The sequence below is a fragment of the Haloferula helveola genome, from assembly GCF_037076345.1.
Classification (GTDB): Bacteria; Verrucomicrobiota; Verrucomicrobiia; order Verrucomicrobiales; family Akkermansiaceae; genus Haloferula; species Haloferula helveola.
On record NZ_AP024702.1, the window covers coordinates 1,354,070 to 1,380,656 of the forward strand.

A 26,587-nucleotide genomic window follows, 5' to 3' on the forward strand; every position below is an offset into this window, starting at 1 on the left:
ATCGACCTCAGCGCTTCATCGAGATCGTCCGCGGCCAGCCTTTGAACTGCTTGGCACCCGGTTTCGTCACATCCACATCCCGCGGCCAGCACTCGAAGGTCACTTCCTCGGGGTCCTTGCGGAAGCGGATCAATCCGAAGCCGCCGCCGCTCGAAGGGTTCTCCGGATTGGCGTAGGCATGCACGGTGATCTTGTTGGCGAAGCCGTCGAGGTAGTCGCCGTTCCATGGCAGCGGATTCTCCGGGTCGGGATTGCCTCCCGCCTTCTCGTCCTCCGGCCACCACCAACGGCCGTAGTAGTTGTTCACCGAAGCCGGCACCACAAACGCCCACGGACCGTCGCGGAACTCATCGACACCATGCTGGATCAGGGTCGCGAGGTGCTGGTCACCGGCGATGTGCACGGCGTTCGCCTTCTTGATCAGCGACACCGCCTTGTTGCGGCCGGTCTGCGGCCAGCCGTTCGAGTCCATGTCTGCATGCAGCCGGTTGTTCTTCGAGCCGTGCAGGTGGGCACCACCGCAGAAGCCGGTCTGCGAAAGCACCGCTTTCATCGCGACTCCATCGGTGTCGTCCGACCAGTCCTCGAGGAACTTCAGCTGACGGTCGCCGAGCAGCTTGAGCCCGGGAACGTCGACCACGCTGGGATCGTAATCAGGGTCGCGAATATGGTCCGGCCGCGGTCCCTTCATCGGATGACGGTCCTTCGGTCCGGTCTTGAATTTGCGGTCCTCGAGGATCGCGAAGTCGACACCACCGACGATCAGGTTGGTGTAGTAGACGCCGATTCCCTGCTCGACCGGAGTCGGGTCGTAGGGATCCGGCAGATTCGCGGTCTGGCACCGCTCGACCTGCTTCACGTAATCCGGATGGAAGAAGTATCCGCCATCGGCGCCCGAGCCGAGCTGCGCGACTTTCCCGTTTTCGCCCCACAGATTGCCCTGGCCGATGTCATGATCGTCCGGGATCGAGATGCACGGGCGGTTGCGGAACGTCTCGCGGAACTGGAGGCCGAACTTCAGCCAGGCCGCGGTGTGCTCCTTGTGATCGTAGGACTGGTCACCCGCGAAGAAGATCAGATCGGGGTCGAGGTGGTTGATATTGCGAACGTAATTCTCCCGCATGCCGCGATCCTTGTTCGAGTTGCACGAAAGCGCGGCCAGGACGATCTCATCCTTGTCGCCCGGATCCTTGCGGACCAGTCCCTCGAACATCGCTTTCTCGCCGTGCCGGATCCGGTACGCCACATCGCGATCGGTCGGCCAATCCTCGACCCGGAACAGCGCCGACCAACCGAGGTCGTTCACTTCGGCCTTCGCGATCTCCTGCCATTTGTCGTCCTTCAGGATCTCCAACCGCACCGTTCGCGTCTCTTTCGGATACAAAGGATAGAGCTGGGCGGAGAGTTTCAGCGTCTTGTTGGAAACCGTGTACAACCCGAATGCCACCACCTCATCACGCGGGACCTTCAGGTCGATGATCTTTTGCTTGGGATTCTGTGGGGTCGGGCGGTTCCACCAGTCATTCACCGCAAGGCGGTCTTCGCCTTTCTGATAGGGAGCTTTCACGGGCGGCTCACCGGGATCTTCGGCGGCCAGTGCCGCTGCAGTCATCAATAGCAAACAGGATGTCTTCATGAATCGGGTTGGATGGTATGAACGGCAGAACCAGTTACATCGTTCGTCACTAAAAACGCCATAAAACGCTGGTTCTGTCGAAAATCGGGCGTCGTTTAAGTTTCCTTCATGGTTCGGAAGCCTTGCCATGAGGGCCGCTCGCGCTTCATGAAACTATTCCGACCAAATGCTTCCGAAAGCCAAAAGTGGCACGCTCGCCGCTGTCGGCGCCAACCGTGAAAACACCTGGATTCCTACTCGATATGGACGGGGTGATCTACCGCGGCAACCAGCTGGTGCCGGGGGCCGATCGCTTCATCAACTTTCTCCGTGCGGAGGGACACCCGTTTCTCTTCCTCACTAACAACAGCCAGCGGAGCCGACGCGACGTCGCGCACAAGCTTTGCCGGCTCGGCATCGAAACCTCCCACGAGGAGGTCTTCACCTGCGCCATGGCCACCGCCCGCTTCCTCGCTTCGCAGCGACCCGGAGGCACAGCCTTCGTGGTCGGTGAAAACGGCCTCGCCAATGCCCTTCACATCAACGGCTTCACGGTGGCCGATGACGATGTGGACTTCGTGGTCGTGGGCGAAGGCAGAACGATCAACTTCGAGATCCTCGAGCACGCGACCCGCCTCGTCGACAAGGGCGCCCGGTTGATCGCAACCAACATGGACACGAGATGCCCGACCGAGTCCGGCGCGCGACCCGGTTGTGGCGCGATCGTGGCGGCAATCGAGAAGGCCACCGGCAAGCAGGCCTTTTCGGTCGGCAAGCCGAGCCCGGTGATGATGCGCATCGCCCGCCAGGAGCTCGGCCTCCGGACCGGCGAGGTCGTGATGGTCGGCGACACGATGTACACCGACGTCCTCGGAGGTGTGCAGATGGGCTACACCACCGTGCTCGTGCTTTCCGGTCACACGACGCTCGAGGAGGTGAAGAACTACGCCTACCGGCCCGACTACATCGCATCGAGCGTGGCCGATCTTCCTGAAGAACTTTTCCGTGGCAACCGTATCAAGGTGCCAGCCTGACATGCACCCGGGAACGACCTTCCGGGCTCTCGTCGCCGGCGGCGCACTTCACCTGCATCGGGTAGCGCAATCCGCGGGCACCGGGAACTCGGGTCAGCCCCGGGACTCTCAGGGGCGACTCATTTCCATCGTTCCCCGATCCCCGCGGTCGGAACGATACTTCGCCGAAAACTTCTCCGCAGTCACCCGGCCTTCGACCTGGTAGACGCCCACGCCGCCGGGAAGATCCATCTCTCCGTTGAACTCAATCGCGCCGTCGCCCGTCCGGGTGGCGGCGCGGTGCGTGTAGTCACCGAATTGCAGCGCCCCCCAGCCGGCGCGGTAGCGGAAGTCGTGATGATCCGGTCCGTCGGGCCGGATGACGCACCACAGCGGTCCGTGGTGGCCGTTGACCTCGCTCCGCCACTCACCCTTCCAAGGTCCGAGAGGTGATGTCGGCGGCACCGGCTGGGCGGCGACCGCCTCGCGGAAGTCCTGATGGTAACCGCCGGCGCACGACGCCACGAGCGGCACCGCCACCATGCCGAGCAGGCGAAGGAGAAATGGAATGAGCATGGGAAATCCCTAGCCTGCCGATGGGCTCAACGCAAATCGTCAACCGCCTCGTTGCAGGCCTTGTCGAGTTCCTCCCGGAGTTTCATCGCCTGCTCCGCCATCTCGCGGTGGAACCAGACGTAACGATCCGGCTTGAACGCCCGCAGTTGGGCCCGCGACGACGACTGGATTCCGGTGAAGAGAGCGGCCACCTTCCGCTTGCGATCGGCCTCGCTGACTCCGGTGCCGCTCCCGCTTTTGTCGTCGATCCAGTCCTGGAGCGCGCGGATCTCCTTCTCAACGATGTGACCCTTGAAATCCGAAAGGCGGGAGCTCTCCCACTCGCTGGGCTGCATCGCGATGATGAACAGTTCGTTGAGATCGGTGACCTCCTTGAGCTTCTGCCCCTCACCGAGAAAACGGCCGATGGCAATGTCCTGCCATCCCCACTTGCGGTCGAGACGGCAACCGAAACGGCGGACATCGGAATAGCGGGTCTCCTTCGCCCAATGGTCGAGACGGGCGGCAATCAGGTGCGTCACGACTCCGAGCACCTCGTGGGTCACGCCATCGAGGATCGGTCCACCGCTGTTGCCCTGAATCACGTCGGCATCAATCTCGATCGACTCCGCGCCAACACCCACGATCTTGCCCCGCTCGAAACCGACCGTGCCACCACCGCCGGCATTGCCTGCGGCGAAGACAACCATGTCCTCGCGGGCGCGACCCGATGAAGACGCGACTTTCAGCGGAGAGTCGACCTCCTCGGTCACCTCAAGGCGGACGAGATCCGCTCCGTCGGAGGCTTCGAACTTGCCGAAGGACGTGATCTTTCGCCCGTTCTGCAGCTTCACCGCCAGCCGGGTGTTGCCTGACAGCACGTGGGCGGCCGTGTAGAGATAGACCTTCCCCTCGCTCTCGGCGAGGAAGCCGGTGCCAACCCCTTGGTCACCCTCGATCACCACGATCGCCTTGGCCACCTTCTGGCCCGGCTTGGTTGCCTCACCCCGGACGACAACCGCTTCGCTCGCTTCACCCGGAGGCAGCAGGACGGACCATTCGGCCGGACCGTTGCCGAGGTCGATGCTTGCCGTGCTTTCGCGGCCGTCCTCCTCGTAACGGATCCTCACCACCCGACCGGACACATCGACCACCACCGGCTCCGGATACACCGTGCCGTCCTTGGTCTTGATCTCCTCGTAGCGGCGGCCGACCAAGCCATCGAGGGCGAACTTTCGGAGCGCCTCGTTCGACCGCTCGAGACGGTCGATCTTCTCCTCGGCCGTCTCCCCTGAGGCGATGGCAACGCATGCCGCCCAAGCCATTGCGATGGCCGCAATGCGGCCGCATTTCACAGAAAACATCGGTGCGATGCTCCGCCATCCGGCCAGCACCCGCCAAGCCGAATCCGACCGATTGACGATTTCGCCTTACTCCTCCTTCTCGGGCGCCGTCTTCTCCGCAGCCGCTTCGGCGGCGGCCTTGCGGGCACGGATGAGCCCGTCGACGAAGTTCTGATCCTCCTCGCTGAGATTCGACAAGGGGTAGAGGTTGAACTGCTTGCGACCCTCCAGGAGCAGACGCACCTTGCCCTCGCTGACCAAGGTCAGCGGCTTGGTCTCGGGATCCGCCGGATTGCGTTCGAAGGCAAGCATGCAGGCGCGGATCACCTGCCCCTCCTTGTTCTTCCAGTCCCGAACGTCACAAACGGCAATGTAGGTGATCTTCTTCGGAGCTTGGTCCGGACGTGTCTTCCGGATCGAAACGGAGCCTCTCGCCGCCCCGCCATTCCCCTCGGTCTCGAAGGCGGTTGGAGATTTGCCGATTTCGTCAGCCGAAAGGCATGCCATCAACGCGCAAACCATGCAGAGTGGGAGAGCTCTCATTCTCTACCCATAGCACCGGCAGGCCGCACTGCCGAACCGAAATCGCAACTTGCATCGCGCCCGAGCCGACCAAGGAACGGACGTAGACCCCTATTTCCGATGAAATCGATCTCTCCGAAGGAACTGTCCGACCGACTTGGCAACGCTTCACCTCCGCGGGTTCTCGATGTGCGACTTGCCGAAGACTTCACTGCTGAACACGTGCCGGGAGCCGTGAACAATTGCGTGTTCGAAGTCTCGTTTCTCGAGCGGCTCGGCGACACCGCTCCCGATTCCGACCTGCCCACCGTCCTTTGCGGCGCGTCCGCGAAAAGCCACGAAGCCCGCATGGCCGCCGAGAAGCTTGTCCGGAGCGGATATCAAGACGTGTCGGTCCTTGAAGGAGGCATCGAGGGCTGGAAACAAGCCGGGTTGGACACGGAGGGCACCACTTCAGCCCCGGCAATTCCCGAGCCGCCGAATGGCACGCTCGACCTCGACCTTTCCGAGTGCCGGCTCGAGTGGACCGGGCGGAATCTGCTGAACAAACATTTCGGCACGATCGCGATTACCGCGGGGGCACTGGACTTCGACCACGGCCAGCTGACCGGCGGGCGGATCGAGTTCGATCTGCAGTCACTCCGCTGCACTGATCTTGGTGGCGACCCGCTCCACGATGTCCTGATCCGGCACCTCCTCGATCACGATTTCCTCGACGCCGCCGAGCATCCGGATTGCCGGCTTGAAATCACTGCTGCCAAGGAGCTGCAGGATACCGCACCGGGCACGCCCAATCTCGCTGTAACGGCGGAATTGACCCTGCGAGGGATCACCGAGCCGATCGAGTTCACCGCCTGCTCCGGTCTCACCCCGGACGGCAAGCCCGCCGCCCAAGCGTCATTTGCCGTCGATCGGACCCGATGGGGAATCCTCTACGGATCCGCCCGGTTCTTCGAAAACCTCGCCGGCCACCTCGTGAACGACATGATCGAGTTTCAAGCCCGGATCGTCACCCGTTGAGCGATCGGCAGGACCCCCGAAAATCTCCCATCATCAAATCGTGATATGATGATTTGTCTCTTGCGGGCGGTCGGGGATTTCCTAGGTTCTGGGCATGCCGCGACCCGACGCGACCGCTGAACTGACCGCCGCCCTGGAGAAGCGCATCCTGATGCTGGATGGCGCGATGGGAACGACCATCCGTGGCTACGGCCTGAAGGAGGCCGACGCCCGCGGCCAGCGGTTTGAGAACACCGAAAAGGATCTCCTCAACAATGGCGACATTCTCTGCCTGACCCGTCCGGATGTCATCGCCGACATCCACAAGCGCTTCTTGGAAGCGGGGTCCGACATCATCGAGACCAACTCGTTTTCCGGCACGTCGATCGCCCAGAGCGAATTCTTCGTCGAGGATCCGCGGGAGTCGGGCAAGGGACGCAAGGATCCGGAGTTCTACCAGAAGGTTCTCGACGATCCCTTACTTAGGGAGCTCGCCGCGGAGATCAACATCGCCTCGGCACGCCTCGCGCGGGAAGCCGCCGAACGGGTCGCCAACGACACCGGCGTCGCACGCTACGTTGCCGGCGCCATCGGCCCGCTGACGGTCGGGCTGAACAACTCGGCCGTCGACCCGAATGACCCCGGCTTCCGCTCGGTGACCTTCGACCAGGTCTACGAGGACTACAAACGGCAGATCCGCGCGCTGGTGGAGGGCGGCGTCGATATCCTGATGATCGAGACGATCTTCGACGCGCTCAACGCCAAGGCGGCGGCGGTCGCGGCCCAGGATGTTTTCGATGAGGACGGCTTCCGCCTGCCGATCATCATTTCGGCCGCCGTCGGCAAAGGTGGCGAGACCATGATCTCGGCGCAGAAGGTCGAGGCCCTTTGGAACTCGGTCGAGCACGTCAAACCGCTGGCTGTCGGCCTCAACTGCTCGCTCGGTCCGGAGGAGATGCGACCGTTCATCGACGAACTGTCTCAGGTCTGCGGCACCTACGTTTCCTGCTACCCGAACGCCGGAATGCCGGATCCGCTCTCGTCCACCGGGTTCCCCTATCTTCCTGCCGACATGAACCGGCTGGTCGGCGACTTCGCTCGGTCGGGTTTCATCAATCTCGCCGGCGGCTGCTGCGGCAACACCCCGGAGCACATCGCCGAAATCGCGAAAGCGGTGCGCGAGGTCGAGCCGAGGAAACTTCCTACGCTCGATCCCGTACTTCGCCTCGCCGGCACCGAGCCCTACAACCACACGGCGGACAAGAATTTCCTGATGATCGGCGAGCGGACCAACGTCGCCGGCTCGCCGCGGTTCCGGAAACTCGTTCAGGAAGGCAAGCTGGAGGACGCCCTGTCGGTCGCGCGCCAGCAGGTCGACAACGGCGCACCGGTGATCGACATCTGCTTCGACGACGGCCTCATCGACGGCGTTGAGATGATGTCGCGATTCCTCAATCTCGTGCAGTCCGAGCCGGACATCACGAAGGTGCCGATCACCGTAGATTCCTCGAAGTGGGAAATCATCCTCGCGGGCCTCAAGTGTCTGCAGGGCAAGGGTATCGTGAACTCGATCTCGCTCAAGGAGGGCGAGGACAACTTCCGCGAGCAGGCCCGGACGATCATGAAGTTCGGCGCCGCCGCGGTGGTGATGGCCTTCGACGAGAAAGGCCAGGCCGCGACCTACCAGGACAAGACCCGGATCTGCGAACGCGCCTACCGGATCCTCGTCGACGAGGTCGGTTTCAACCCGGAAGACATCATCTTCGACCCCAATATCCTCACCGTCGCCACCGGCATCGAGGAGCACAACAACTACGCGGTCGATTTCTTCAACGCGACCCGCTGGATCAAGGAGAACCTTCCCGGCGCCAAGGTCTCGGGCGGTGTCTCGAACGTGTCGTTCTCGTTCCGCGGCAACAACCCGGTCCGCGAAGCGATGCACTCGGCCTTCCTCTACCACGCCGGCAAGGCCGGGATGGACATGGGCATCGTCAACGCAGGCATGCTCGAGGTTTACGATGAGATCGATCCGGAACTGCTCAAGCACGTCGAGGACGTCCTCCTCAACCGCGACCCGGGCGCAACCGAGCGATTGCTCGACCTCGCCGAACAATTCAAGGGTCAGAAGAAGGAAGCCAAGGCCGAGGATCTTTCATGGCGGGAGGCGCCGGTCGAGAAGCGGCTCGAGCACGCGCTCCTCAAAGGGATCGACCGCTTCATTGAGGAGGACACCGAGGAAGCCCGGCAGAAGTACGAGAAGCCACTGAAGGTCATCGAGGGTCCGCTCATGGACGGCATGGGCGTCGTCGGGGATCTGTTCGGCGCCGGAAAGATGTTCCTCCCGCAGGTCGTGAAGTCGGCCCGCGTGATGAAGAAGGCGGTCGCCTATCTCGAGCCCTACATGGAGGAGGAGAAGGAGGAAAAACTCGCACCGATCATCGAGCGATTCCAAAAGGAAGACGCCTCGCTGACCGCCGAACAGGCCCGGATCAAGGCCGAGAAGACGCTCTCCGCCGGTCGCGTGATCATGGCGACCGTAAAGGGCGACGTGCACGACATCGGCAAGAACATCGTCGGTGTGGTGCTCGCCTGCAACGGCTTCGAGGTCATCGACCTCGGCGTGATGGTGCCGTGCGACAAGATCCTCGAGACGGCCATCGAGAAGAGCGCCGACATCATCGGGCTGTCGGGACTGATCACTCCGTCGCTCGACGAGATGATCCACGTGGCCAAGGAAATGGAGCGTCGCGGAATGTCGACCCCCGTGCTGATCGGCGGCGCCACCACCTCGGCGGCGCACACTGCGGTCAAAATCGCGCCGCACTACAGCGGCCCGGTGGTTCACGTGCTCGACGCCTCGCGCTCCGTGCCGGTGACCACCTCGCTGCTCTCCGAGGACGGCCGCGGTAAATTCGTGGCTGACAACGAAGCGCAGCACGTGACGCTGCGTGAGAACTTCAACAAGAAGGACAAGCCGACGGTGTCGCTCGAAGAGGCCCGCAAGAACGCGCCGCAGTTCGACTGGTCCGCCGGATCACCTGCCGTCCCGTCGTTCACCGGCACCCGCGTGATGGACGGACAATCACTGCGCGAACTCTCCGAATACATCGACTGGACGCCGTTCTTCCATGCTTGGGAGCTGCGCGGAGTGTGGGATCGCGAAACCGAGACGCTCAAGACCCGCAACGAAGGCGGAGCGGCACAGGCTCAGGAACTGTATGCCGAAGCGAAGGAACTGCTCGAGCAGATCATTGCCGAGAAGCGCTTCACCGCCCGCGGCATCTACGGCTTCTTCCCGGCGAATGCCGAGGGCGACGACATCATCGTCTGGCAAGACGACACACGCGGCACCGAACGCGCGCGCTTCCACACGCTGCGCCAGCAAGTGGCGAAGGAGTCCGAAAAGCCCCACATGGCCTTGGCGGACTACATCGCTCCGGTCGGTGCCGCGAACGATTACATCGGCGGCTTTGTCGTTGGCATCCACGGTGCCGACGAGTGGGCGAAGGAGGTTTCGGAGAAGGAGACCGACCCCTACAAATCGATCATGATCAAGGCGATCGCCGACCGGCTCGCCGAGGCGTTCGCGGAGCTGCTTCACCACCGCGCCCGGGTCGAATGGGGCTACGAACGCCCGAACGAGTTCAACCACAACGAACTGATCAAGGAGAAGTATCGCGGCATCCGCCCGGCCCCGGGATATCCGGCCCAGCCGGACCACACCGAAAAGCCGGTCCTGTTCGATCTGCTGGAGGCCGCGGAAAAGACCGGCGTCACCCTGACCGAAAGCTGTGCGATGCATCCCGGAGCCGCCGTGAGCGGACTGATGTTCTCCCATCCGGAGAGCCGCTACTTCGCGATCAGCGAGCTACAGAAGGACCAGATCGAAGACTACGCGAACCGCAAGGGCTGGACCGTCGAGGAAGCCGAAAAGTGGCTCGGGCCGTGGCTCGGCTATGCCGGCTGACCGCCCTTCAGATCGAGGAACCGGCGAACCGCCGCGATCCGGTTCTCGACGCCGAGCCGCTGGAACACCGCCTCCAGGTGTTTCTCGACCGTCCGCGGGCTGATATCGAGGATGATCGCCGCCTCGGCGCTGGTCTTGCCTTCGGCGATCCATTCCATGATCTCGCGCTGGCGCCGGGTCAGGATCGCCTTCAGCGCTTCATCCCCACTCGGCAGGCTTCCGGACACCGGCATGATGAGAATGATCTCACCGTTCGCCTTCGGCATCGCGTAGCACGGCATCACGCCCCCGCCGAGGTCGATCTGGATCTGCTTGAACTGCGCGGTGACCGGATCCGTCCAGGCATCCATCAGTTCCATCCGATGGGCCATGTAGGCCTCTTCGGGCATGATCCGGAACGCCTCATCGAGCGCCCACCACTTTTCAGCCTGACGCACCGCCTCGTAGCTGAGCGGCATGATCTCCTTCTCGGAGTTCAGCTGCACGATGAAGATCGCGACCGGCGCCCCTGCCGAAGTGGTGAGAAGGAAATTGCGAACCGCATGCTCGACACTCTGGCTGCCGATGCGCTCGAGGACCGCGCGTGCGATGAACAGGACGGCATCGAACACCTCACGGTTCTCCGAGTTGAAGATTCCGTCGCGCTTGTAAGCAATCAGCAGCGTGGTCTTGCGGCAGCAGGTCGCAAGCTTGCCGAACAGCGCCTCAAGCATCGGCCTGCCTTCGTGCAGGATCTTGTTGAATTCGAGATTCGCATACTCCTCAGGATCGACAAAATCACTCGATGCCACACCCAGTTCGCCGGGGTCCTGCTGAACCACCTTGTCGAGCAGCGGGTGTTCCCCGTAGAGCCGGTTGAGGTCGTCCAGCCTCTCCCGACCGGTATCCGCAACCCGGCCCTGCCCGTAGATGTTCAGGATCTTGCCGTGGGAACAGGACTCGCTCAAGACGCAGGAGTCCGCGCCGATCAGAGGAGGAAGATCCTTCGACAGCAAAGTGGCGACCTCAGAAAAACTCCTCGCCGATTGCAGGGAGTTCGAAAGTTGGAAGTAGGCTTTACCTAGCACGGATCAGCAACGGGGGAAGTTCTGCGTAAGACTACGCACGATCCCGGTACGTATCAACACGCATTGTGGGAAAGCCCCAACGCTGACATGTTTCCCCCGCTCCGAGTGAGGAAGTTCCAACGATCTTCGCACCTGAGCGCTACAGTTTTCTTTGGGGGGAGACGGCTCCGTCGGACTTGTGCCGGCGGGGCCGTCCATTTTTGAGACGTTGGCTCACTTGCGCTTCTTTCGCAGGAATGCGGGAACGTCGAGATCCTCGCCTTCGAAAACACTCGGATCCGAGCCCTCGAACCGCCCTTTGGGGCCCCCGTCGAAGCTCAGCTCTGACTGAGACTTGCCGCTCTTCGGAGCGAATTCGTCCTCGAGGTCGTCGAGACCTTCTCCGAACAGATCGTCAGGCGCCGAGGCGAAATCATCCGTTTCCTCCTTCGACTTCGCGGGCCGGTCCTTGCGCCGCTTGGGCAGCTTGCTACCGACCGGCTTGAGCGTGAAACCTGACTCGGCGAACGGCGCGTCATCATCGTCATCCGGCTCGAGCCGCGGAGGCTCTTCTTCCTCCTTCGGTTCGGACTCCGCAAAGAAGCCGTCATCCTCCAGAGACCTCGGGGTATCGGGCTCTTCATCCTCCTCAACCTCCGGCTCTTCAACCTCTTCAGCGACCGGCTCGTCCTCGTCCTCCGGCTCGTCGGGTTCCTCTTCCGGTTTTTCCGGTTCCTCGATCTCAGGTTCGGCGACCGCCTCAGGCTCCGGATCCGGCGCCCACTCGGGCTCGGAGTCCTCCTCCATCTTGTCCTCGGGTTCCGGTTCGGGCTCCGGGTCCGGCTCGTCCTCCACCAGCGGCGACGCGAAGCCTACACTCGGCTCAAGACCGGAAGCCGACCTTTCGGCGCGCTCCATCGTCGGGCGGTCCCGCAGCCTTTCCTCCGGCAGCGAACTGACCAGTGTGATGCTCAGTTGGTCGTTCATCCCGGGATCGACCGCAGCACCGAAAAGTACATGAGCACTCGGGGGCACGTGTTTGCCAAGGCTCTCCATCAGCAACTCGATCTCGAAAAGCGTGAGGTCCTCGCCGCCGCAAAGGTGCACCAGCACCGACTGCGCGTCCTTGAGAAGGGCGCCTTGATCGAGAAGCGGACTGGCCAGGGCGTTGCGCAGTGCCTTCTGCGCCCGGTCCTTGCCCCGGGCGATGCCGGAACCGAACAGACAGCGCGAACGGGTCGTCCGCAGCGCACTCATCAGGTCGTCGAGACCGATGTTGATCAGGCCCGGTCGCACGACCAGACGGATCACCGCCTTGATGCTCTCGGAGATCATCCGGTCGGCCGCGGCGAACGCCTCGTGAATCCCCTGCTTGGCCAAAACCAGTTCGCCCATCCGGCTGTTGTCGAAAGTCACCAACGCATTGGAGAGAACCGCCAGTTCGTTCAGCGAGGTCTCGGCCTGCTCACGGCGACGCCGACCTTCGAAGACGAACGGCATCGTCGCGAACATCACGACAAAGGCCCCTTCCTCACGGGCGATCCGCGCGACGATCGGTGCCGAGCCGGAACCGGTGCCACCACCGAGACCGACGCAAACAAACACAATCTTCCGCCCTTTGAGCGAGGCGCGGATCTCATCCTCGGCTTCCAGCACCGCCTGATGGCCAAGCTCCGGGTCGCCCCCGGTTCCGAGCCCCTTCGTCAGGTTGCGTCCAAGCTGGATCCGCTCTCCGGCCACCGAGCCGGAAAGCGTGCGGATGTCGGTGTTGAGGGCGAGCAGTTCGGCGCCGTCGAGACCGTCGAGCGCGACGCGGTCGAGCATGTTGGCACCAGCCCCTCCGAGGCCGACGATTTTGACGGATGACGTCGGGATGACGTTCTGCGGGTCGCGTGGGAATTCGATCATGGCAAGGGTGTGGGTCAGCGGGCGAAAGGCCAAATCTTACGCAGGAAGCCGCGCTTCGGCGACCTCTCGCTTTCGACAATCTGGGCGTATCGGATGAGTCCGAGGGCGGTGGTGAACTGGGGGTCCTTGAAACTGGCTTGCACGCCGCTCAGTTCGGGCGGCTCGGGACGGTAGATATCCCGGCGGAAAATATCGTGCGCGAGCTCGCCAAAGCCGCGCATCAGGCTGGTGCCACCGGCGAGGAACACGCCGGTGCCGATCTTGTCGACCGATCCGTCGGGCAGGCGCTTGAGCAGCAGCCCGAGGGTCTCCTCAAGGCGCTGGCGGATGATATCGTTGAGCAACTGGCGCTTCACCTCGGCCTCGGCGAAGCCTTTCTCGTCGCCCACCTTGACCACCCCGACCGAACGGGCGGCGTCGCCGGAGGCATCGCCCTCGCGGACCTTGAGGAGCTCCGCCTTCGAGAAGGGCAGGCCGGTGACGAGGTGGATATCGTTGGTGATGTGATCGCCACCGACCGGAATGCATCCGCTGGCCTCGATCATGCCATCGACGTACAGCGCGTAGTCAGTCGTGCCGCCGCCGATATCGATCACCAGCGCTCCCCGGTCACGGGCCTCACGATTGAGAGCCACCTGCGCGGTCGCGATCGGCGAGAACACGAGGTCGTCGACATCCAGCGGCATCTCCCGCACACACTTGATCTGATTTTCGATCCGCGAACGGATGCCATGCACCACATGGTAATCCGCTTCCACGGTGCGGCCGGTGAGACCCACCGGGCTGCTCGCCTGATGAAAGCCATCGACCCCGAACCGGCGCGGCACATGGTGAAGATAGACGTGATCCGGGGGAATGGTGACCGCACGCGCGATCTCCTTCGCTTCGCGAACATGGTCGGCGTCGATCGTGTCCTCGCTGTCCGGCAGGCGGAAACTTCCCTGGTGGTTTACTCCTTGGATGTGTGAACCGGTGACTGCCAGGAAGACGCTGCCGATCTCGACGTCGCTCGCGTCCTCCGCCTTCACCAGCGCGTCCTTCACGCAGGCGCGGACCTGGGGAAAATCATAGATCTCGCCCTTCCGCACGCCGACCGACTTCGACTGCCCGACTCCGAGAATCTTGACCGAGCCGTCCGACTTCACCTCACCGACCACCATGCAGATCTTGCTGGTGCCGATTTCGAGTCCGACGTGGATCTTGGTTCGTGCCATGGAGGGGTCAGCGTTCGAGGAGTTGGCGAAGGTCGGCTTGTCCGGCGGACTCGGGCTCGGGTTGCAATTGCGCTTCCTCTACCGGGATTGCCCGAGGAGGCGCGACTTCGTGGAAAGTCACCGGCTGGTTGCGCCGCCCGACCAAGACGATCGTCGCGATCCGGTCCCCTTTTTCCCGCGCATGTTCCATCGCGGCAAGCAAATCACCCATCTGCCGTTCGAGGTCACCGTGACCGAAGGTCGCTTCGATGCCGTCCCGGGTCGTCAGCACACAGCCCCAATCCTTGTGCAACCGGATCGAGTCGATCCAGCCGGAGGCCTCGGGTAGCATCTCCTCGGCAACGCGGTAAAGGCGAAGCAGCCGGTCGAAGTCGGTATTCACCAGCTTCTCCCCCGGAACAAGGGCCTCGCCGCCATTCCTCAACTCCATCACCGGAAGATCCAAGGCACTGTCGAAATCCCCTTCGGGGCACGGGAACAGCCTGCCCGCCCGATCGATCATCAGCCCCCGGTCCCGCCCCCTCGGAGGCACACCGAGCTGCTCGCAAGCGATCCACAGGAACGGCTCGCGCGCCTTCACCCGGATCACCAGATCTCCCGGAAACTCGCGGGTGACACTCGCGTTGGAGATCTCGGGCAAGGCGACCAGACTGGCACGGATCTTGTCGGGGTCGCAATCGAAGAGGCTGCCGGACAGGTCGATGCCGGTGACTTCCAGCAGGCGGATCTCATCGATCGCGGGATTGTCGTTGAGCACCAGATGCTGGATCCGGAACTCGTCATTCTTCAGAAGGCCCTTCTGCACCCCGAGCCAGATCCCCCATCCGGCCGCGACAATGAGCGCCGCGAGCAGCGTGTAGCGGATCAGCGAGAAAACCGCGCGGCGGAAGTCGTGCCAGAAAATCCGCGGCGACATCACGCTCGCACGCAGCACCTTCACCTGGCGGCGCTGGCGGACTCGTGATGTGCGGCGTTTGAACATGGCTTATCGGGCTCCGAGGTTCAGTGAGATTTCGGCGATACGGATGCAGAGATCGGCAAAGGGAATCCCGTGGGCGGCGGCCGACTTCGGAAGCAGGCTGGTTTCGGTCATACCCGGAATCGTGTTGGCCTCGAGCACGAAGGGATTGCCGTCCGCGTCGAGCAGCACGTCGACCCGCGAATAAACCTCGATGCCGAGCGAGCGATGGCCGGCAAGCGCCGCATCCAGCACCCGCTGCGTGGTCTCGGGATCAAGGTCGGCCGGGCAGTAGTAGTCGCTTCCCGCCCCACCGCCGAGCCACGGATACTTGTTCTTCATGTCGTAGAAGCCGTCGCGCGGGGCGATGTGGACGATCGGCATCGCCACATCATCCAGCACCCCGACGGTCAGCTCCTTCCCTTCCACGAACTGCTCGACCAGAATCTCGTCTCCATACTTGGCGGCTTCCTCCATCGCCGGCATGGCCGCGGAGGCCTCTCTGACGATGCTGACCCCGACACTCGATCCCTCGCGCGGCGGCTTGACCACGAACGGCGCCTCGAACGAGGGCAGGCGAGGCCCGCCGGACACGTCAACGATCTCGGAGGCAGGTGTCGGAACACCTGCGGCGACAAACCGCGCTTTGGCGAGATTCTTGTCAAAAGCAACCCGGCTGCTCGCCGCTCCGGCTCCGGTGTACGGGACTCCCCGTTTTTCGAGAATGTCCTGCAACTGTCCGTCCTCGCCGAAGGTCCCGTGGATCACGTTGAAGGCGAGCCCGGTAGCGTCCGGCAAGACGAAGTCCGGACCATGCACATCGACCGGCACCGCATCGAGACCGGCCCCCTGCAACGCGGCAACGACCGCCTTGCCCGACGCCAGCGAAACCTCGCGCTCGGAGCCCGGTCCGCCCATCAGCACGGCGATTTTCAGTGATTCCGGCAACATGGTCTAAAAGGTGGGTTCGTCTTCACCGATGATCTTCACCTCGGTCTCAAGTTCGATGTTCCGTTTCATACGCGCCTGCCCGCGGATCCGTTCGATCAGTCCGAGCACGTCGCCCGCCTTCGCACCGCCGCGGTTGACGATGAAGTTGCCGTGCTCGGCGGACACCTCGGCCGGACCTTCGCCCGTGCCTTTCATGCCCAGCTCGTCGACGAGCATACCGGCCGGCACAGCCTCCGGGTTCTTGAAAATGCAGCCGGCGCTGGCAGCGACCGGCTGGGTGGCACGACGCTTGGCGCGGGAATCGTCCCAGCGCTGGCGGATATTCTCGGCCGTGTCGGGTTCGCCGGAGAAGACCGCCTTCAGGGCGAAATTCCGTCGGAGTTCGGGCACGTTGCGGTAGAACGACTCAACCTCATCGCGACTCCGGGTGACGATCTCCCCATCCTCGCCGAGCAGCGTCACGCTGACGACCTGGTCGAAGGTCTCGACGCCCATCGCCCCCGCATTCATGCGCAGGGCGCCACCCACGTTTCCGGGAATGCCTTCCATCCACTCGAAGCCACCGATGCCGGCCGCTTCGGCCACACTCGCCACCTTTTTCAGGCGCACTCCCGCACCGGCGACGACGTGACCCTCCTCATCCACATGGCAGTCGTTGAATTCGCCGCCCTTCGGATGGATCACCGCACCGCGGATGCCGCCGTCGCGCACGAGCAGATTCGAGCCCCGGCCAACCACACGCACCGCGATGCCGCGCTCGCGGCAATACGCGACCGCCTCGGCGAAGGCCTCGAAAGTGTGCGGCTCGATCCAGAACTGTGCCGGGCCGCCGACCAGCATGGTCGTATGACGGCGCATCGGTTCGTAGAGGCGCACCGTCATCGCTCCGTCGGTCACCAACTGCAGCATCTCCTCGACGACCTTCTGGTCGCGCGCGATCCGCGTACCCGCTTCGTGCACATTGCCGGCGCCGAGCGTGATCAGCAGGTCGCCCGGGTCTAGGGCGTTGCCGACGCGGTGGTGCGCGGCGGCAAGGTTGGGCACCGACACCGCCGTGCCGCCGTGGCGGTTCACCGCATCGACAACCGTCTGGCCGCTGACGCCGGGAATCGGCCGCTCGCTGGCGGGATAGACATCGCACACGAAGACCTCATCCGCCTTCGCCAGCACCTCGCCGAAATCTTCGGCAAGTGCCTGAGTCCGGGTGAACCGGTGAGGCTGGAAAAGAACTACCACGCGCTCCGGCTTCAACTGTCGCGCCGTCTGCAGTGTCGCCGCGATCTCGGTCGGATGATGGCCGTAGTCGTCGACAATGCGCAGCCGCTTCGACAGATACTTCGTCTCGAACCTCCGCTTGGCGCCCGCGAAGCTGTTGAGAGCCCTAGAAACGAGCAGGAAATCCGCGCCAAGCCGGTCGCAGGTGGCAATCGCCGCCAACGCATTGAGCACGTTGTGCCGCCCGGGAATGGCCAGTTCGACCTCGCCGAGCTTCTCTCCCTTCCGGAAAACCGAGAACGCGGTCGCGCCACGCAACTCACGGATTTCCCCGGCGACGTAGTCGGCATCCGACCAGCCGTAGCTGATGGCTTCCGGATGACCGCCGCAAACGTCCTTCGCGCCCTCGTCCTCGGCGCAAAATACGATGGGTCCCGTAGTTTGCGCGATCAGGGTCCGGAACACCTCCTTGATCTCGTCAATGTCGCGGTAATGATCGAGGTGCTCCGCTTCGATATTGAGCACGATCGCGCAGGCGGGATGGTAAAGCGCCAGCGTGCCGTCGCTCTCGTCGCCCTCGGCGACCATCCACTCTCCATGCTCCGACCACCGGGCGTTCTGTCCGAGCACCGGGATCTCGGCACCGACGTAATGGCTCGGATTCAGCCCGGCCTCCCGCAGTCCGTGCGCGACCATCGCCGAGGTCGTCGTCTTGCCATGGGTTCCTGAAACGATGATCCCCTTCCGTGTGTGGAGGATCGCCGCGAGGCACTCGGCGCGGCGCATCATCCGGATCCCGTTGGCGCGGGCCGCGGCGAGAGCCGGATTCTCGGGCCGGATGGCGGAGGAATACACGACGACATCGGCGCCATCCACCGCATCGGCGGTGTGCGGCGATGAGAATCTCAGGCCAAGTCCCTGCATCCGCTCGGTCTCGGCGCTGGTCACCTTGTCCGAACCACTGACCCGGTGGCCCATGCCCATCAGCAGCAGGGCAAGCCCGCTCATGCCCGATCCGGCGACACCCACGAGGTGGATGCGCAAAGGTCGGGAAAGGTCGGTCAGCCGTTGGGAAAGTTCGTTCATTTCAGGGTCGCCTCGACGGCGCTGCACACCCGCGCGGCGGCATCGGGAAGCGCGAGCGCCTTGGCCGCCGCCGACATGCGCTCCCGGGTTCCGGGTTGCAAGAGCTCAGAAATCCTCGCCCCGAGCGAGTCGACCGTGAGGTCGGCCTCCTGCTCGAGAAACGCCGCGCCGGCGTCGGCGAACACGCGTGCGTTGAAGGTCTGGTGATCGTCCGCCGCAAAGGGAAACGGCACGAGAATCGAGGGCAAACCGAGATACGCGAGTTCCGTCATGCTCGACGCCCCCGACCGCGCCACAACGGCATCGGCCACCGCGTAGGCCGACGGCATGTCATCGCAAAATCCGACCACCCGGTAGCCGTCGCGTCCGCCGGCCTCGGCTTCGACCCGCTCCTGATCCCCCGGGCCGGCGATGTGAAGCACCTGAAGTTCCGGATCGAGCGGCGCCGAGGCGACCAGTGAGTTCAGCTTTCTCGCGCCCTGGCTTCCACCCATCACCAGCAACGTCGGCTTCGACGGATCCAGTCCCCACTTTTGCGCCGCCACCGCCCGATCGGGCAGCTCGCGCAGCTCCGCACGCACCGGCGTGCCGGTCACCACGCACTTCGCCTTGGTGAAGTGCTTGCAGGCCGCCTCCCACCCGACCAGCGCCTCGCGACACCAGCGGCTCGTGAGCCGGTTCGCCTTGCCCGGAAGGGCATTGGAATCATGGACGAAGCCCGGCAATCCGAGCCGCTTGCCGGCCAGCACCGGCGGCAGCGACGTGAATCCGCCCATCCCGAGCACGGCATCCGCCCTGAAGTCCTTCAGCAGCCCCTTGCAGCGTCCGATCGTCTTCCAGAGGCTCAGGAGAAACGGCACCATCTTTGGCGAAAGCGTCGCCGGCTTCGGCAGCGCCGGGATCGTTTCGAACCGGTAGCCCGTGTACTTCCGGGACGCCTCCTGATCGATCTTCTTCTCGGAAACCAAGAGCAGCACCTCGCCGCCACGCGCCGTCCATTCCTCCGCCACCGCAAGCCCCGGGAAGAGATGTCCTCCCGTGCCGCCGCAGGCGATCACCAACCTCGGTTGCCCGGCGCGATGTTCCATGTGCGAAGTCCCAATTTGCCACGCGCCTGTCCCGGACGCGCAACATGGGCGGACCATGCAATATTTCCTGATTATCAGGCAATACTCAAAACCCGGGAAGCTCGGGATTTCCGGCTCGGCCGGATCAGCGTCGGGCCATCTGCTTGCGGAAAAGCGGCAGCAATTCGGCCTCCATCCACTCGAAGGCCGCTTCGAGGCCACCTTGCCGGTAGATCTCCCCGATCTTGGCCTCGACCCGGGTCGGCTGGCCGAAGGCGCTGAGGAAGTCGTTCGAAGTCAGACGGGTGAACCACTCGCCGTCCATTTTCCCGCGCTCCTGAAGGACCCAAGTGCGGGCGAACAGTGCCAGCACGGCATCGCCGATCCATGCGCTCTCCCGCTCGGCCTTGATTTCGTCGTCCTTCTTCATCTGCGCGGCGAACCTGCGCCGAAGGTCACGGGGAAGCGAGTTTTTCCCGCCGCTCCTGCTCGAGCCGCTGACGCAGCCGTTGCTCGGAATCACCGTCCCAGTAGCCGGGCTTCAGCTCCATGAAAACACTTGAGTAGGGCAAGGCACTGGTGGTCCGGATCACCAGCACATCGAAGCTGCGCTGCGCGTCCTGCACCAAGGTCAGCAGCGAGTCCTGATCGAGCTCGGTCACTTCGTAGCCATGCAAGGCGGAGTCCAGCTCGCCGCGGTAACTGTCGATGCCAGGAGCGAAATCATTTTCCACCGCCCGGAGTTCACGGGTCACGTAGATCTGCGGCCGCACATGCTCGGTCCGCTCCAGAGTCTTGAGCACCTCGTCCAGCACGACCGGGATCGGTTGGTAGGAATTCACCTGTCGGGTTCCCGGCCGGCTGTGGGCCGGAAAAGAGCTCTCCGCAATAACGATCCAGTTTCGGTAGCCGAGTTGCGACGCCTGAACCTCCACCGCCGCTTTCCAGCCGCCGGCTCCGGAAGACCCCGGCCACGCGCCGCAGCCCGCCACCATAAGCGACAGCGGAACCCACAACCAGCAACCGAGGCGGACCTTCACGGGGAGCAGTAAATCCCTGCTCCCCGAAGCTGTCAATCGGCGGTCCGTCGCCAAGCGGTCACATCAGGGTGGCCCCGGCCTCGGCCAGCTCCGACCGCTCACCGCGACTCAAGGGCACGTGAGCCACGAACGGCTGACCTTTCAGGCGGTTGCGGGTGTAGACCAGCCCGTTGCTGCGGCTGTCGACGTACGGATTGTCGATCTGGGCGGGGTCGCCGACCATCACCAGCTTCGACTCCCGTGACATCCGCGTGACTACTGTCTTGGCCTCCTGCGGCGTGAGCTGCTGGGCCTCGTCGAGAACGAAGAACCGGTTCGGGATCGAACGGCCGCGGATGTAGGCAAGCGCCTCGATCTCGATGATACCCTGCTCGAGCAGCATCTCATAAGGCTTCTTCACCGACGGATCCGCAGGCTTCTGCTTGCGACGCGGGCCCGTCGTCTTCGGCGGACGCATCAGGAGATCAAGGGCATCGTGAATCGGCTGCAGCCAAGGCCGCATCTTCTCCTCGAGTGTCCCGGGCAGGAAACCGAGCTGCTCACCCATCGCCACCACGGGGCGACTGACGGTCAAGCCGTTGTACTTGCGGTTGAACATCTCGTGCAGTCCGGCGGCCACGGCCACCAGGGTCTTGCCGGTGCCGGCGTGTCCATAGCAGGTCACCAGCGAGATATCGGGATTGAGCAAGGCATCGACGAGGCAACGTTGGCCGAGATTGAGTGGCTTCAGCGCGATCCCGTCCGGGATCTTCAGCACCTCCGGAATCTGCAGTCTCACGAGGCGCCCCTCGCTGGCGAGGCGGGCCGGCATCGTCTGCTTCTCGGCCGCTTCGAGCAGCACATACTGGTTGAGCACCACCTCGGGCCGCCGCTCGTGCGGAATCACCAGCTCTCCCGAACTGGCAAAGCGCTGCAGCTCGCTGCTGTCGACCTGAATACGACGGATATCGTAGCTCGTGACCTCGCGCGGGTCGACCTTGTCATTGAGATAGTCCTCGCAGTCGATCCCGACCGCGCGCGCCTTGAGCTGGAGATTGATGTCCTTGGTCACCAGCGTCACCGGAGCCCGGTTGTTCTGCATGACCAGCAGCGTCGCCGCCATGATCCGGTGATCGACCCTTTCGCGATCGGGGAACACCCGGTGGAAGCGGTCGAGAGCTTCCGAGTTCTTCGGGCAGCTGGCCGGATCGTAGATCACCATCCGAAGCGTTCCCCCTCCTTCGGTCGGAACACCGGAGGTGATGGCCGAGGAACTCGAGAACAGCTCCGTCAGCATCCGGTGCACCCGACGGGCGTTCGCCCCTCGCTCGGACTGCTCGCTCTTGAAACGGTCCAGCTCGGCAAGCACATCGACCGGAATGCAGATGTGGTGCTCCTGGAAGCGGTTGAGACAGCTCGGATCGTGGATCAGCACGTTCGTATCGAGCACGAAGTTCTTCACCGCTTGGGATGGCGCCTTGAGCCCGAAGTCGAGTGCTGTCGCCCGTTTTCGACTCCCTGTCTTCCGCGCCTTTCCTCCCGGCGACCCTTTCTTTTGGTCAATCGCTTGGGCCTGGGAGTCATCGATGCGGTCGATCATGGAATGGATTCGGGGTTAAGGTTGAACGGGAATCAGAAGACGACGGTTAAGCAGGGACGAAGGACCGGACCGTCACCGGGCTCCGTCAGTCCGCGACACGGCGGAAATCTAAAACCTGAAATAATCAAGCTATCCGAAGTATTGCGTCCGCCGTGCGAATGGCAATCTTCAATTTGTGCCGATTGGGAAGTTTTCCGACAGTTCGGCCCGCAGCACCTTGCCGATGCCACTGCGGGGGATGCGATCCACGCGAACCACCGCTCCGATCCGCTCCGGGCCGGGACTTTTTCCGTTGTATGCCGCCACCCGGCGTTCGGTCTCCGCGATCATTCCGCGATCTTCCACCACCGCCACCAACCGGTGTCCCTGCCGGGCGTCCGGAACGGCGATCACCACTGCCCCCGACGACCCCAAGCGGCGCTCGACCGCCTCGGGGTCCACCAATTCTCCCAGGATTTTCACCATCGAGTCGATCCGGCCCACAACACTCAAGCCGTCCGGACCAACCGCTCCCGCGTCACCCGTCGCATACCACTCCCCTGCACTTTCCTCGAATCTCCAGCCGTCACCCGTGTCCAACAACTGGCCCGAGAAAAGCGATGCGCCGCGGATCGACAAACGCCCGTCCTCCGCCGCCGAGACCTCCCAGTGCGGGAGGATTCCGATCGGGCCGGTCAAATACGGCTCGTGCAGTAGTTCCGGAGATTGCGTAGCGATCTGCGACCCCGCCTCGGTCATGCCGTAGCTCGCCAGAACAGGCCAACCCAACTTCCTCGCCCGCCGCCCTTCATCTTGGGCGAGCACACCTCCTCCGACCACGACGGTCCTGAGACCGGCAGGCGCCGCGAGTCCCGCCGCCACAAGATCGTGAATCTGGGTGGGCACGAGCGACAGATGGTTGACTCCCCTTTCCGCAACCCACGCGGGAAAGCGTGCGGCGTCCCACCTCGACGGTGCCACCTCAAGCCGGGCGCCGGCCTCGAAGGCCCTTGCGGCAACTCCGAAACCGCCCACATGGAACAAAGGCAGCGCCAGACCCCAGACATCGTCGGGTCGCACGCCAAGATGACGGTTCACCATCGCGGCCGAAAGCAGCAGCGCGTCGCGCCCGAGGCCGATCCAGCGGGGACGGCCGCTCGAACCCGAAGTCCGGAACCAGACCAAACCCAGCGGATCCGCCGACGGATCAGGCAGCACCGCCCCCGGAGCCACCGGTTCCGCCGTCGCCCAGAAGGCGGGGTCCGTCAGTCGAGTCGCTTCCATGGCAATCGCTCCAACAGGTCGTCGAATCCCAGCCCGGTTCCACCGGGTGGCTTGAAGGCCGGCGACCAACGGCCGAGGCGTTCCGAGAAGGGACACGGGGTGAAAAGTTGATGGGTCTGCAGGCCGCAGATGCCAACCAACCCGGGGAACTGGACGTTCAGCTTGGCGGCCTCCCAAGCCGCGAAACACTGCCCGAGCGGATGCTCCATGTAGCTGGTCACCACGACCTGCTGGCCACGGCCCGCCGCGGCTTCCGCCAACAGCCACGGCTCGTCGACCGCCGGCTTGATCACCATCACCTGCGCCGCCGAGCACAGCGGAGCCGCCTCACGATCCACCGCCAGCGGCACCCCGGTTTCCCGCCGGAGCGCCTTCCAACCCTCCTCCGAGTACGGGCACGGATCTTCGAGGAAATCCAGTCGCTGCCGGAGTTCGGCAGGCAGCCCGGCAACGAAATCGACGGCCTCTTCCGCAGTCGGGCTTTCGTTGAAGTCGATCCGCCAACGGGTCGACGGATGCCGCTCCATCGTTTCCCGCAGGTAGGCCGACTCGGCCGACAAGTCGCGGCCGGCCTTCATCTTGATCCGCGTGAACCCCTTCTCGACCGCGCTGTCCGCAATCCGCTCGTCATGCCACGGCAAAGTCGCGTGGCTCTCGGGAATATCGATCTCCTCCAGCAGCGGGTCACCGATGAAGCGAGCGTCGGCATCCTCTTTCGCACAGCGGATCGCCCGCCGGACGATCGGCCACCGTCGGGCGCCGTTCAGGTCGGCGAGGCACTTGGCGAGATCCGGATCACCGAGTTCAGGCCACGGTTGGATGCATGCGAAGCCGTCATCGATCCGCAGAAGCACGCCCCGATGCGTCCGGCGGGTGCTCTTCGAGTTCAACGGCTGGCGCGCCGTCAGCTCGTAATTCCAGTACCAGATCTCCTCGGCCACGCCGCAGACTCGCCGTCGGCGTGGCGCGGATCAACCGCGAATGGGAGCCATCGCGGCAACCGCGTGGAAGATTCCGGCGAACGCGACGAGCTGCAGGGCCGACAGCGCCAGCAGGCGGTTCATTCCCGGCCCCTCTTCCATGCTCAACGCTCCCCAGGAAATCCGGGTGCCGAGGGACCAGAGCGGAATGGTGGCGACCATCAGCCACGGGAGACCGAGGAAAATCCAAACGATCCCCAACAGCGCGGCGAGCTTGATCTCACCCCAGATCATCAGCCGCGCCGGCTTCGGCCCCCATCGGACCGCCAATGTATGTTTACCAGTCGAAGCGTCCTCCACCCGGTCCCGCAGGTTATTGATCGAGATCAGCACGCTCGAAAGCAATCCGACCTGGGCGCCGAGGAGCACCGCCTCGGCCCGCCACTCGAGCGTCTGGATGTAGACCGTGCCGGTCACCGCGACGAGTCCGAAGAACAGCAGCACGAACAGCTCGCCGAGACCGCGGTAGGCCAGTGGCACGGGACCGCCGGTGTAGCCGTAGGCCAGATACATCGACGGCAAGCCGATGGCGACCACCGGCCAGCCCGCGGCTCGGTAGAGAATGACGCCGCAGACTACAGCCAGAGCCAGAAAAACCCCGCCACTGAGCAGAACCGCGCCGGGTCTCATCTGCCCGCTCGCGGTGACGCGCTGCGGACCGACCCGCCTTTCGGTGTCGGCACCCTTGCGGTGATCGATCGCATCGTTGAAGAAATTCGTCGCGATCTGGATGAATACCGCCCCGAGCACCGTGCAGACGGCAAGCGTTCCATCCCACGAGCCGGTCAGGATCCAAGCCAGCACGGTCCCGACCCACACCGGCACCACCGCGGCGGGAAGCGTCTTCGGTCGGGTGGCGAGGAGGAACGGTCGGAGCACGCCGGAAGAAAGCGACCGACCGGGCATTCCGCCAACAAAAAGCCGCTCCGGCGCCTGGGCACCGGAGCGGCGGGATGAATCGGGTCAGCCGTAAGGATCAGAATTCCTTGCCGACCTTCCAGGCGACGTAGTGGCCCTCGCTGTCGTCACCGAAGCGGCCTTCATACTGAAGCACGGTGTTCCAACCGCTGCGGTCGCAGTAGAAGCCGAGTCCGGCACCGGCAACGATTACGTCCTCCTCGTTCCCCGCAAGGGGGAGACCGAACAGCGTGTCGACGTCGTCCTCGAACTCGTGCTCCCAGCCCACGCGGAACTGCGGGACCAGCGTGCCGCCGCTCAACTGGATCGGGATCGACACGTGGTAGCCCACGGTCGACACCAGCGACTGGTAATCGACACCCGGAATGCCGATGGCGACCGGGAACAGCGTGTAGTTGTCAATTTCGCCATCGATGTAGCGCAGGCCGATGTGCGGCCCGTGAACGATGCTGCTGCTGTCGAAGTTGATACCGGTATTGAAGTTCAGCGTGTGCGCGCTGCCGTCAGGTGAGCCGGTCAGACCTCCGAGCAGCTGCATGTCGTAGGACATGTCGCTGTAGCCGTAGAGGAAGTCGGCCCAGAAGTCCGCCGAACCCAGCGCGTCTTCCTTGTAGTAGGACACGTAAGGCATGATCGAGAGCGTATCGACATCGGTGCTGGCGATCGGGAAACCGAAGATCGACAGATCCATGTCGGTGCTGGCTCCGGTAAGCGCGAGACCGAGGCGCCAGTTCTCACCGATGCGACGATCGGCTCCGATGGTGCCGCCCCAGACGTCGATCTCGGTATCGGCACGCACGATGATCGGCACCGGCGGCGGAACGAAGGTCGACTGCGGCGGACGCTGCGGACGGAAAATGGTGAACTGCCGGTCATACTCTTCGGTGTAGTAGAAGAGGCTGCCGTAGATCTCCCAGCAGGACTTCTCGGTCATCACGATCGGCTCCTTGGCCATACCGCCTTTCGCCATGCCTCCCTTGGCACTCGGAGCGGGCGCAGGCACCGTGGTGCTGCGTTCCCAGCGGTCCTGCCCTGCGCGCAGGCGGAACAAGCGGTCTCCGACGTCGCGGGTGATGGTGCGGTTGGTCGTCAGACCTGCGTCCCGGTTGCCTTGATTGAGCAACAGGAACTCATCAATGATCGGACCCTCCCGCTCCCGGACCTGGCCTGCGGCCGGAATCGCGAGGGCGCAAGCGAGGAGACCGGCGGCGACAAAGGTCGAGCCTGGCTGTAGTACGTTGGTTTTCATGGTTTTGCTGAAGAGAGAAACATCTTCAGGCTGAAGCCTAGCAGCATGCCTCCAAAACGCTCAAGGGGAAAAGGAGAGCGCAATTGCCACTCCTTTTCC

At 63.7% G+C, this 26,587-nt stretch carries 21 protein-coding genes; 3 read left to right on the forward strand and 18 right to left on the reverse strand.

The features are described from left to right. Positions 1-7: 7 nt before the first annotated feature. Positions 8-1,636, reverse strand: coding sequence for a hypothetical protein (locus tag HAHE_RS04690; protein WP_338689022.1), 1,629 nt, complete (start codon positions 1,634-1,636; stop codon positions 8-10). 215 nt (positions 1,637-1,851) lie between these two features. Between HAHE_RS04690 and HAHE_RS04695 the strand changes: the two genes are divergently transcribed. Next, on the forward strand, positions 1,852-2,649 hold the full coding sequence (locus HAHE_RS04695) for an HAD-IIA family hydrolase (RefSeq protein WP_338689023.1): 798 nt from the start codon (positions 1,852-1,854) through the stop codon (positions 2,647-2,649). Positions 2,650-2,757: 108 nt separating this feature from the next. On the opposite strand, the gene HAHE_RS04700 is transcribed toward HAHE_RS04695, so the two are convergent. The 3 genes from HAHE_RS04700 to HAHE_RS04710 form a co-directional block, all read right to left on the reverse strand. Continuing rightward, complete coding sequence (locus HAHE_RS04700; RefSeq protein WP_338689024.1) at positions 2,758-3,204, reverse strand: hypothetical protein; 447 nt, start codon at positions 3,202-3,204, stop codon at positions 2,758-2,760. 26 nt (positions 3,205-3,230) lie between these two features. Next, a complete protein-coding gene (locus tag HAHE_RS04705) occupies positions 3,231-4,547 on the reverse strand; it encodes a serine protease (protein ID WP_338689025.1) in 1,317 nt (438 codons plus the stop codon). A 66-nt stretch (positions 4,548-4,613) separates the two neighbouring features. Next, complete coding sequence (locus tag HAHE_RS04710; protein WP_338689026.1) at positions 4,614-5,069, reverse strand: hypothetical protein; 456 nt, start codon at positions 5,067-5,069, stop codon at positions 4,614-4,616. Positions 5,070-5,168: 99 nt separating this feature from the next. Between HAHE_RS04710 and HAHE_RS04715 the strand changes: the two genes are divergently transcribed. Continuing rightward, positions 5,169-6,068, forward strand: a complete 900-nt coding sequence (locus HAHE_RS04715) for a YceI family protein (RefSeq protein ID WP_338689027.1) — start codon at positions 5,169-5,171, stop codon at positions 6,066-6,068. A gap of 94 nt (positions 6,069-6,162) precedes the next feature. Then, positions 6,163-10,014, forward strand: a complete 3,852-nt coding sequence (gene metH / locus HAHE_RS04720; RefSeq protein ID WP_338689028.1) for a methionine synthase — start codon at positions 6,163-6,165, stop codon at positions 10,012-10,014. Here metH and HAHE_RS04725 read toward each other — a convergent pair. The 14 genes from HAHE_RS04725 to HAHE_RS04790 all read right to left on the reverse strand — a co-directional run bounded on the left by HAHE_RS04725 (position 10,002) and on the right by HAHE_RS04790 (position 26,488). After that, a complete protein-coding gene (locus HAHE_RS04725; RefSeq protein ID WP_338689029.1) occupies positions 10,002-11,081 on the reverse strand; it encodes a response regulator transcription factor in 1,080 nt (359 codons plus the stop codon). The two genes, metH and HAHE_RS04725, sit on opposite strands and share 13 nt — an antisense overlap. 213 nt (positions 11,082-11,294) lie before the next feature. Next, complete coding sequence (locus HAHE_RS04730; RefSeq protein WP_338689030.1) at positions 11,295-12,968, reverse strand: cell division protein FtsZ; 1,674 nt, start codon at positions 12,966-12,968, stop codon at positions 11,295-11,297. A gap of 14 nt (positions 12,969-12,982) precedes the next feature. After that, positions 12,983-14,182, reverse strand: a complete 1,200-nt coding sequence (gene ftsA / locus HAHE_RS04735) for a cell division protein FtsA (RefSeq protein WP_338689031.1) — start codon at positions 14,180-14,182, stop codon at positions 12,983-12,985. A gap of 7 nt (positions 14,183-14,189) precedes the next feature. Continuing rightward, positions 14,190-15,164 (reverse strand): cell division protein FtsQ/DivIB, encoded by a 975-nt coding sequence (locus HAHE_RS04740; RefSeq protein ID WP_338689032.1) that lies wholly within the window; start codon positions 15,162-15,164, stop codon positions 14,190-14,192. 3 nt (positions 15,165-15,167) lie between these two features. Beyond that, a complete protein-coding gene (locus HAHE_RS04745) occupies positions 15,168-16,091 on the reverse strand; it encodes a D-alanine--D-alanine ligase (RefSeq protein WP_338689033.1) in 924 nt (307 codons plus the stop codon). 3 nt (positions 16,092-16,094) lie between these two features. Further along, on the reverse strand, positions 16,095-18,392 hold the full coding sequence (gene murC / locus HAHE_RS04750; protein WP_338689034.1) for a UDP-N-acetylmuramate--L-alanine ligase: 2,298 nt from the start codon (positions 18,390-18,392) through the stop codon (positions 16,095-16,097). Beyond that, positions 18,389-19,480 carry an undecaprenyldiphospho-muramoylpentapeptide beta-N-acetylglucosaminyltransferase gene (gene murG, locus HAHE_RS04755; RefSeq protein ID WP_338689035.1) on the reverse strand — a complete coding sequence of 364 codons (1,092 nt, stop codon included), beginning with the start codon at positions 19,478-19,480 and terminating at the stop codon, positions 18,389-18,391. The genes murC and murG overlap by 4 nt, the downstream gene beginning before the upstream one ends. A 124-nt stretch (positions 19,481-19,604) precedes the next feature. Then, positions 19,605-19,889, reverse strand: a complete 285-nt coding sequence (locus HAHE_RS04760) for a hypothetical protein (RefSeq protein ID WP_338689036.1) — start codon at positions 19,887-19,889, stop codon at positions 19,605-19,607. Between the two features lie 25 nt (positions 19,890-19,914). After that, a complete protein-coding gene (locus HAHE_RS04765) occupies positions 19,915-20,499 on the reverse strand; it encodes a hypothetical protein (protein ID WP_338689037.1) in 585 nt (194 codons plus the stop codon). Positions 20,500-20,557: 58 nt separating this feature from the next. Beyond that, positions 20,558-22,078 (reverse strand): PhoH family protein, encoded by a 1,521-nt coding sequence (locus HAHE_RS04770; RefSeq protein ID WP_338689039.1) that lies wholly within the window; start codon positions 22,076-22,078, stop codon positions 20,558-20,560. A gap of 168 nt (positions 22,079-22,246) precedes the next feature. Beyond that, positions 22,247-23,341 carry an AMP-binding protein gene (locus tag HAHE_RS04775; protein WP_338689040.1) on the reverse strand — a complete coding sequence of 365 codons (1,095 nt, stop codon included), beginning with the start codon at positions 23,339-23,341 and terminating at the stop codon, positions 22,247-22,249. Continuing rightward, complete coding sequence (locus HAHE_RS04780) at positions 23,323-24,282, reverse strand: enolase C-terminal domain-like protein (RefSeq protein ID WP_338689042.1); 960 nt, start codon at positions 24,280-24,282, stop codon at positions 23,323-23,325. The genes HAHE_RS04775 and HAHE_RS04780 overlap by 19 nt, the downstream gene beginning before the upstream one ends. A gap of 30 nt (positions 24,283-24,312) precedes the next feature. Beyond that, on the reverse strand, positions 24,313-25,200 hold the full coding sequence (menA, locus tag HAHE_RS04785) for a 1,4-dihydroxy-2-naphthoate octaprenyltransferase (RefSeq protein WP_338689044.1): 888 nt from the start codon (positions 25,198-25,200) through the stop codon (positions 24,313-24,315). Between the two features lie 97 nt (positions 25,201-25,297). After that, a complete protein-coding gene (locus tag HAHE_RS04790; protein WP_338689045.1) occupies positions 25,298-26,488 on the reverse strand; it encodes an autotransporter outer membrane beta-barrel domain-containing protein in 1,191 nt (396 codons plus the stop codon). Between the last annotated feature and the right edge of the window lie 99 nt (positions 26,489-26,587).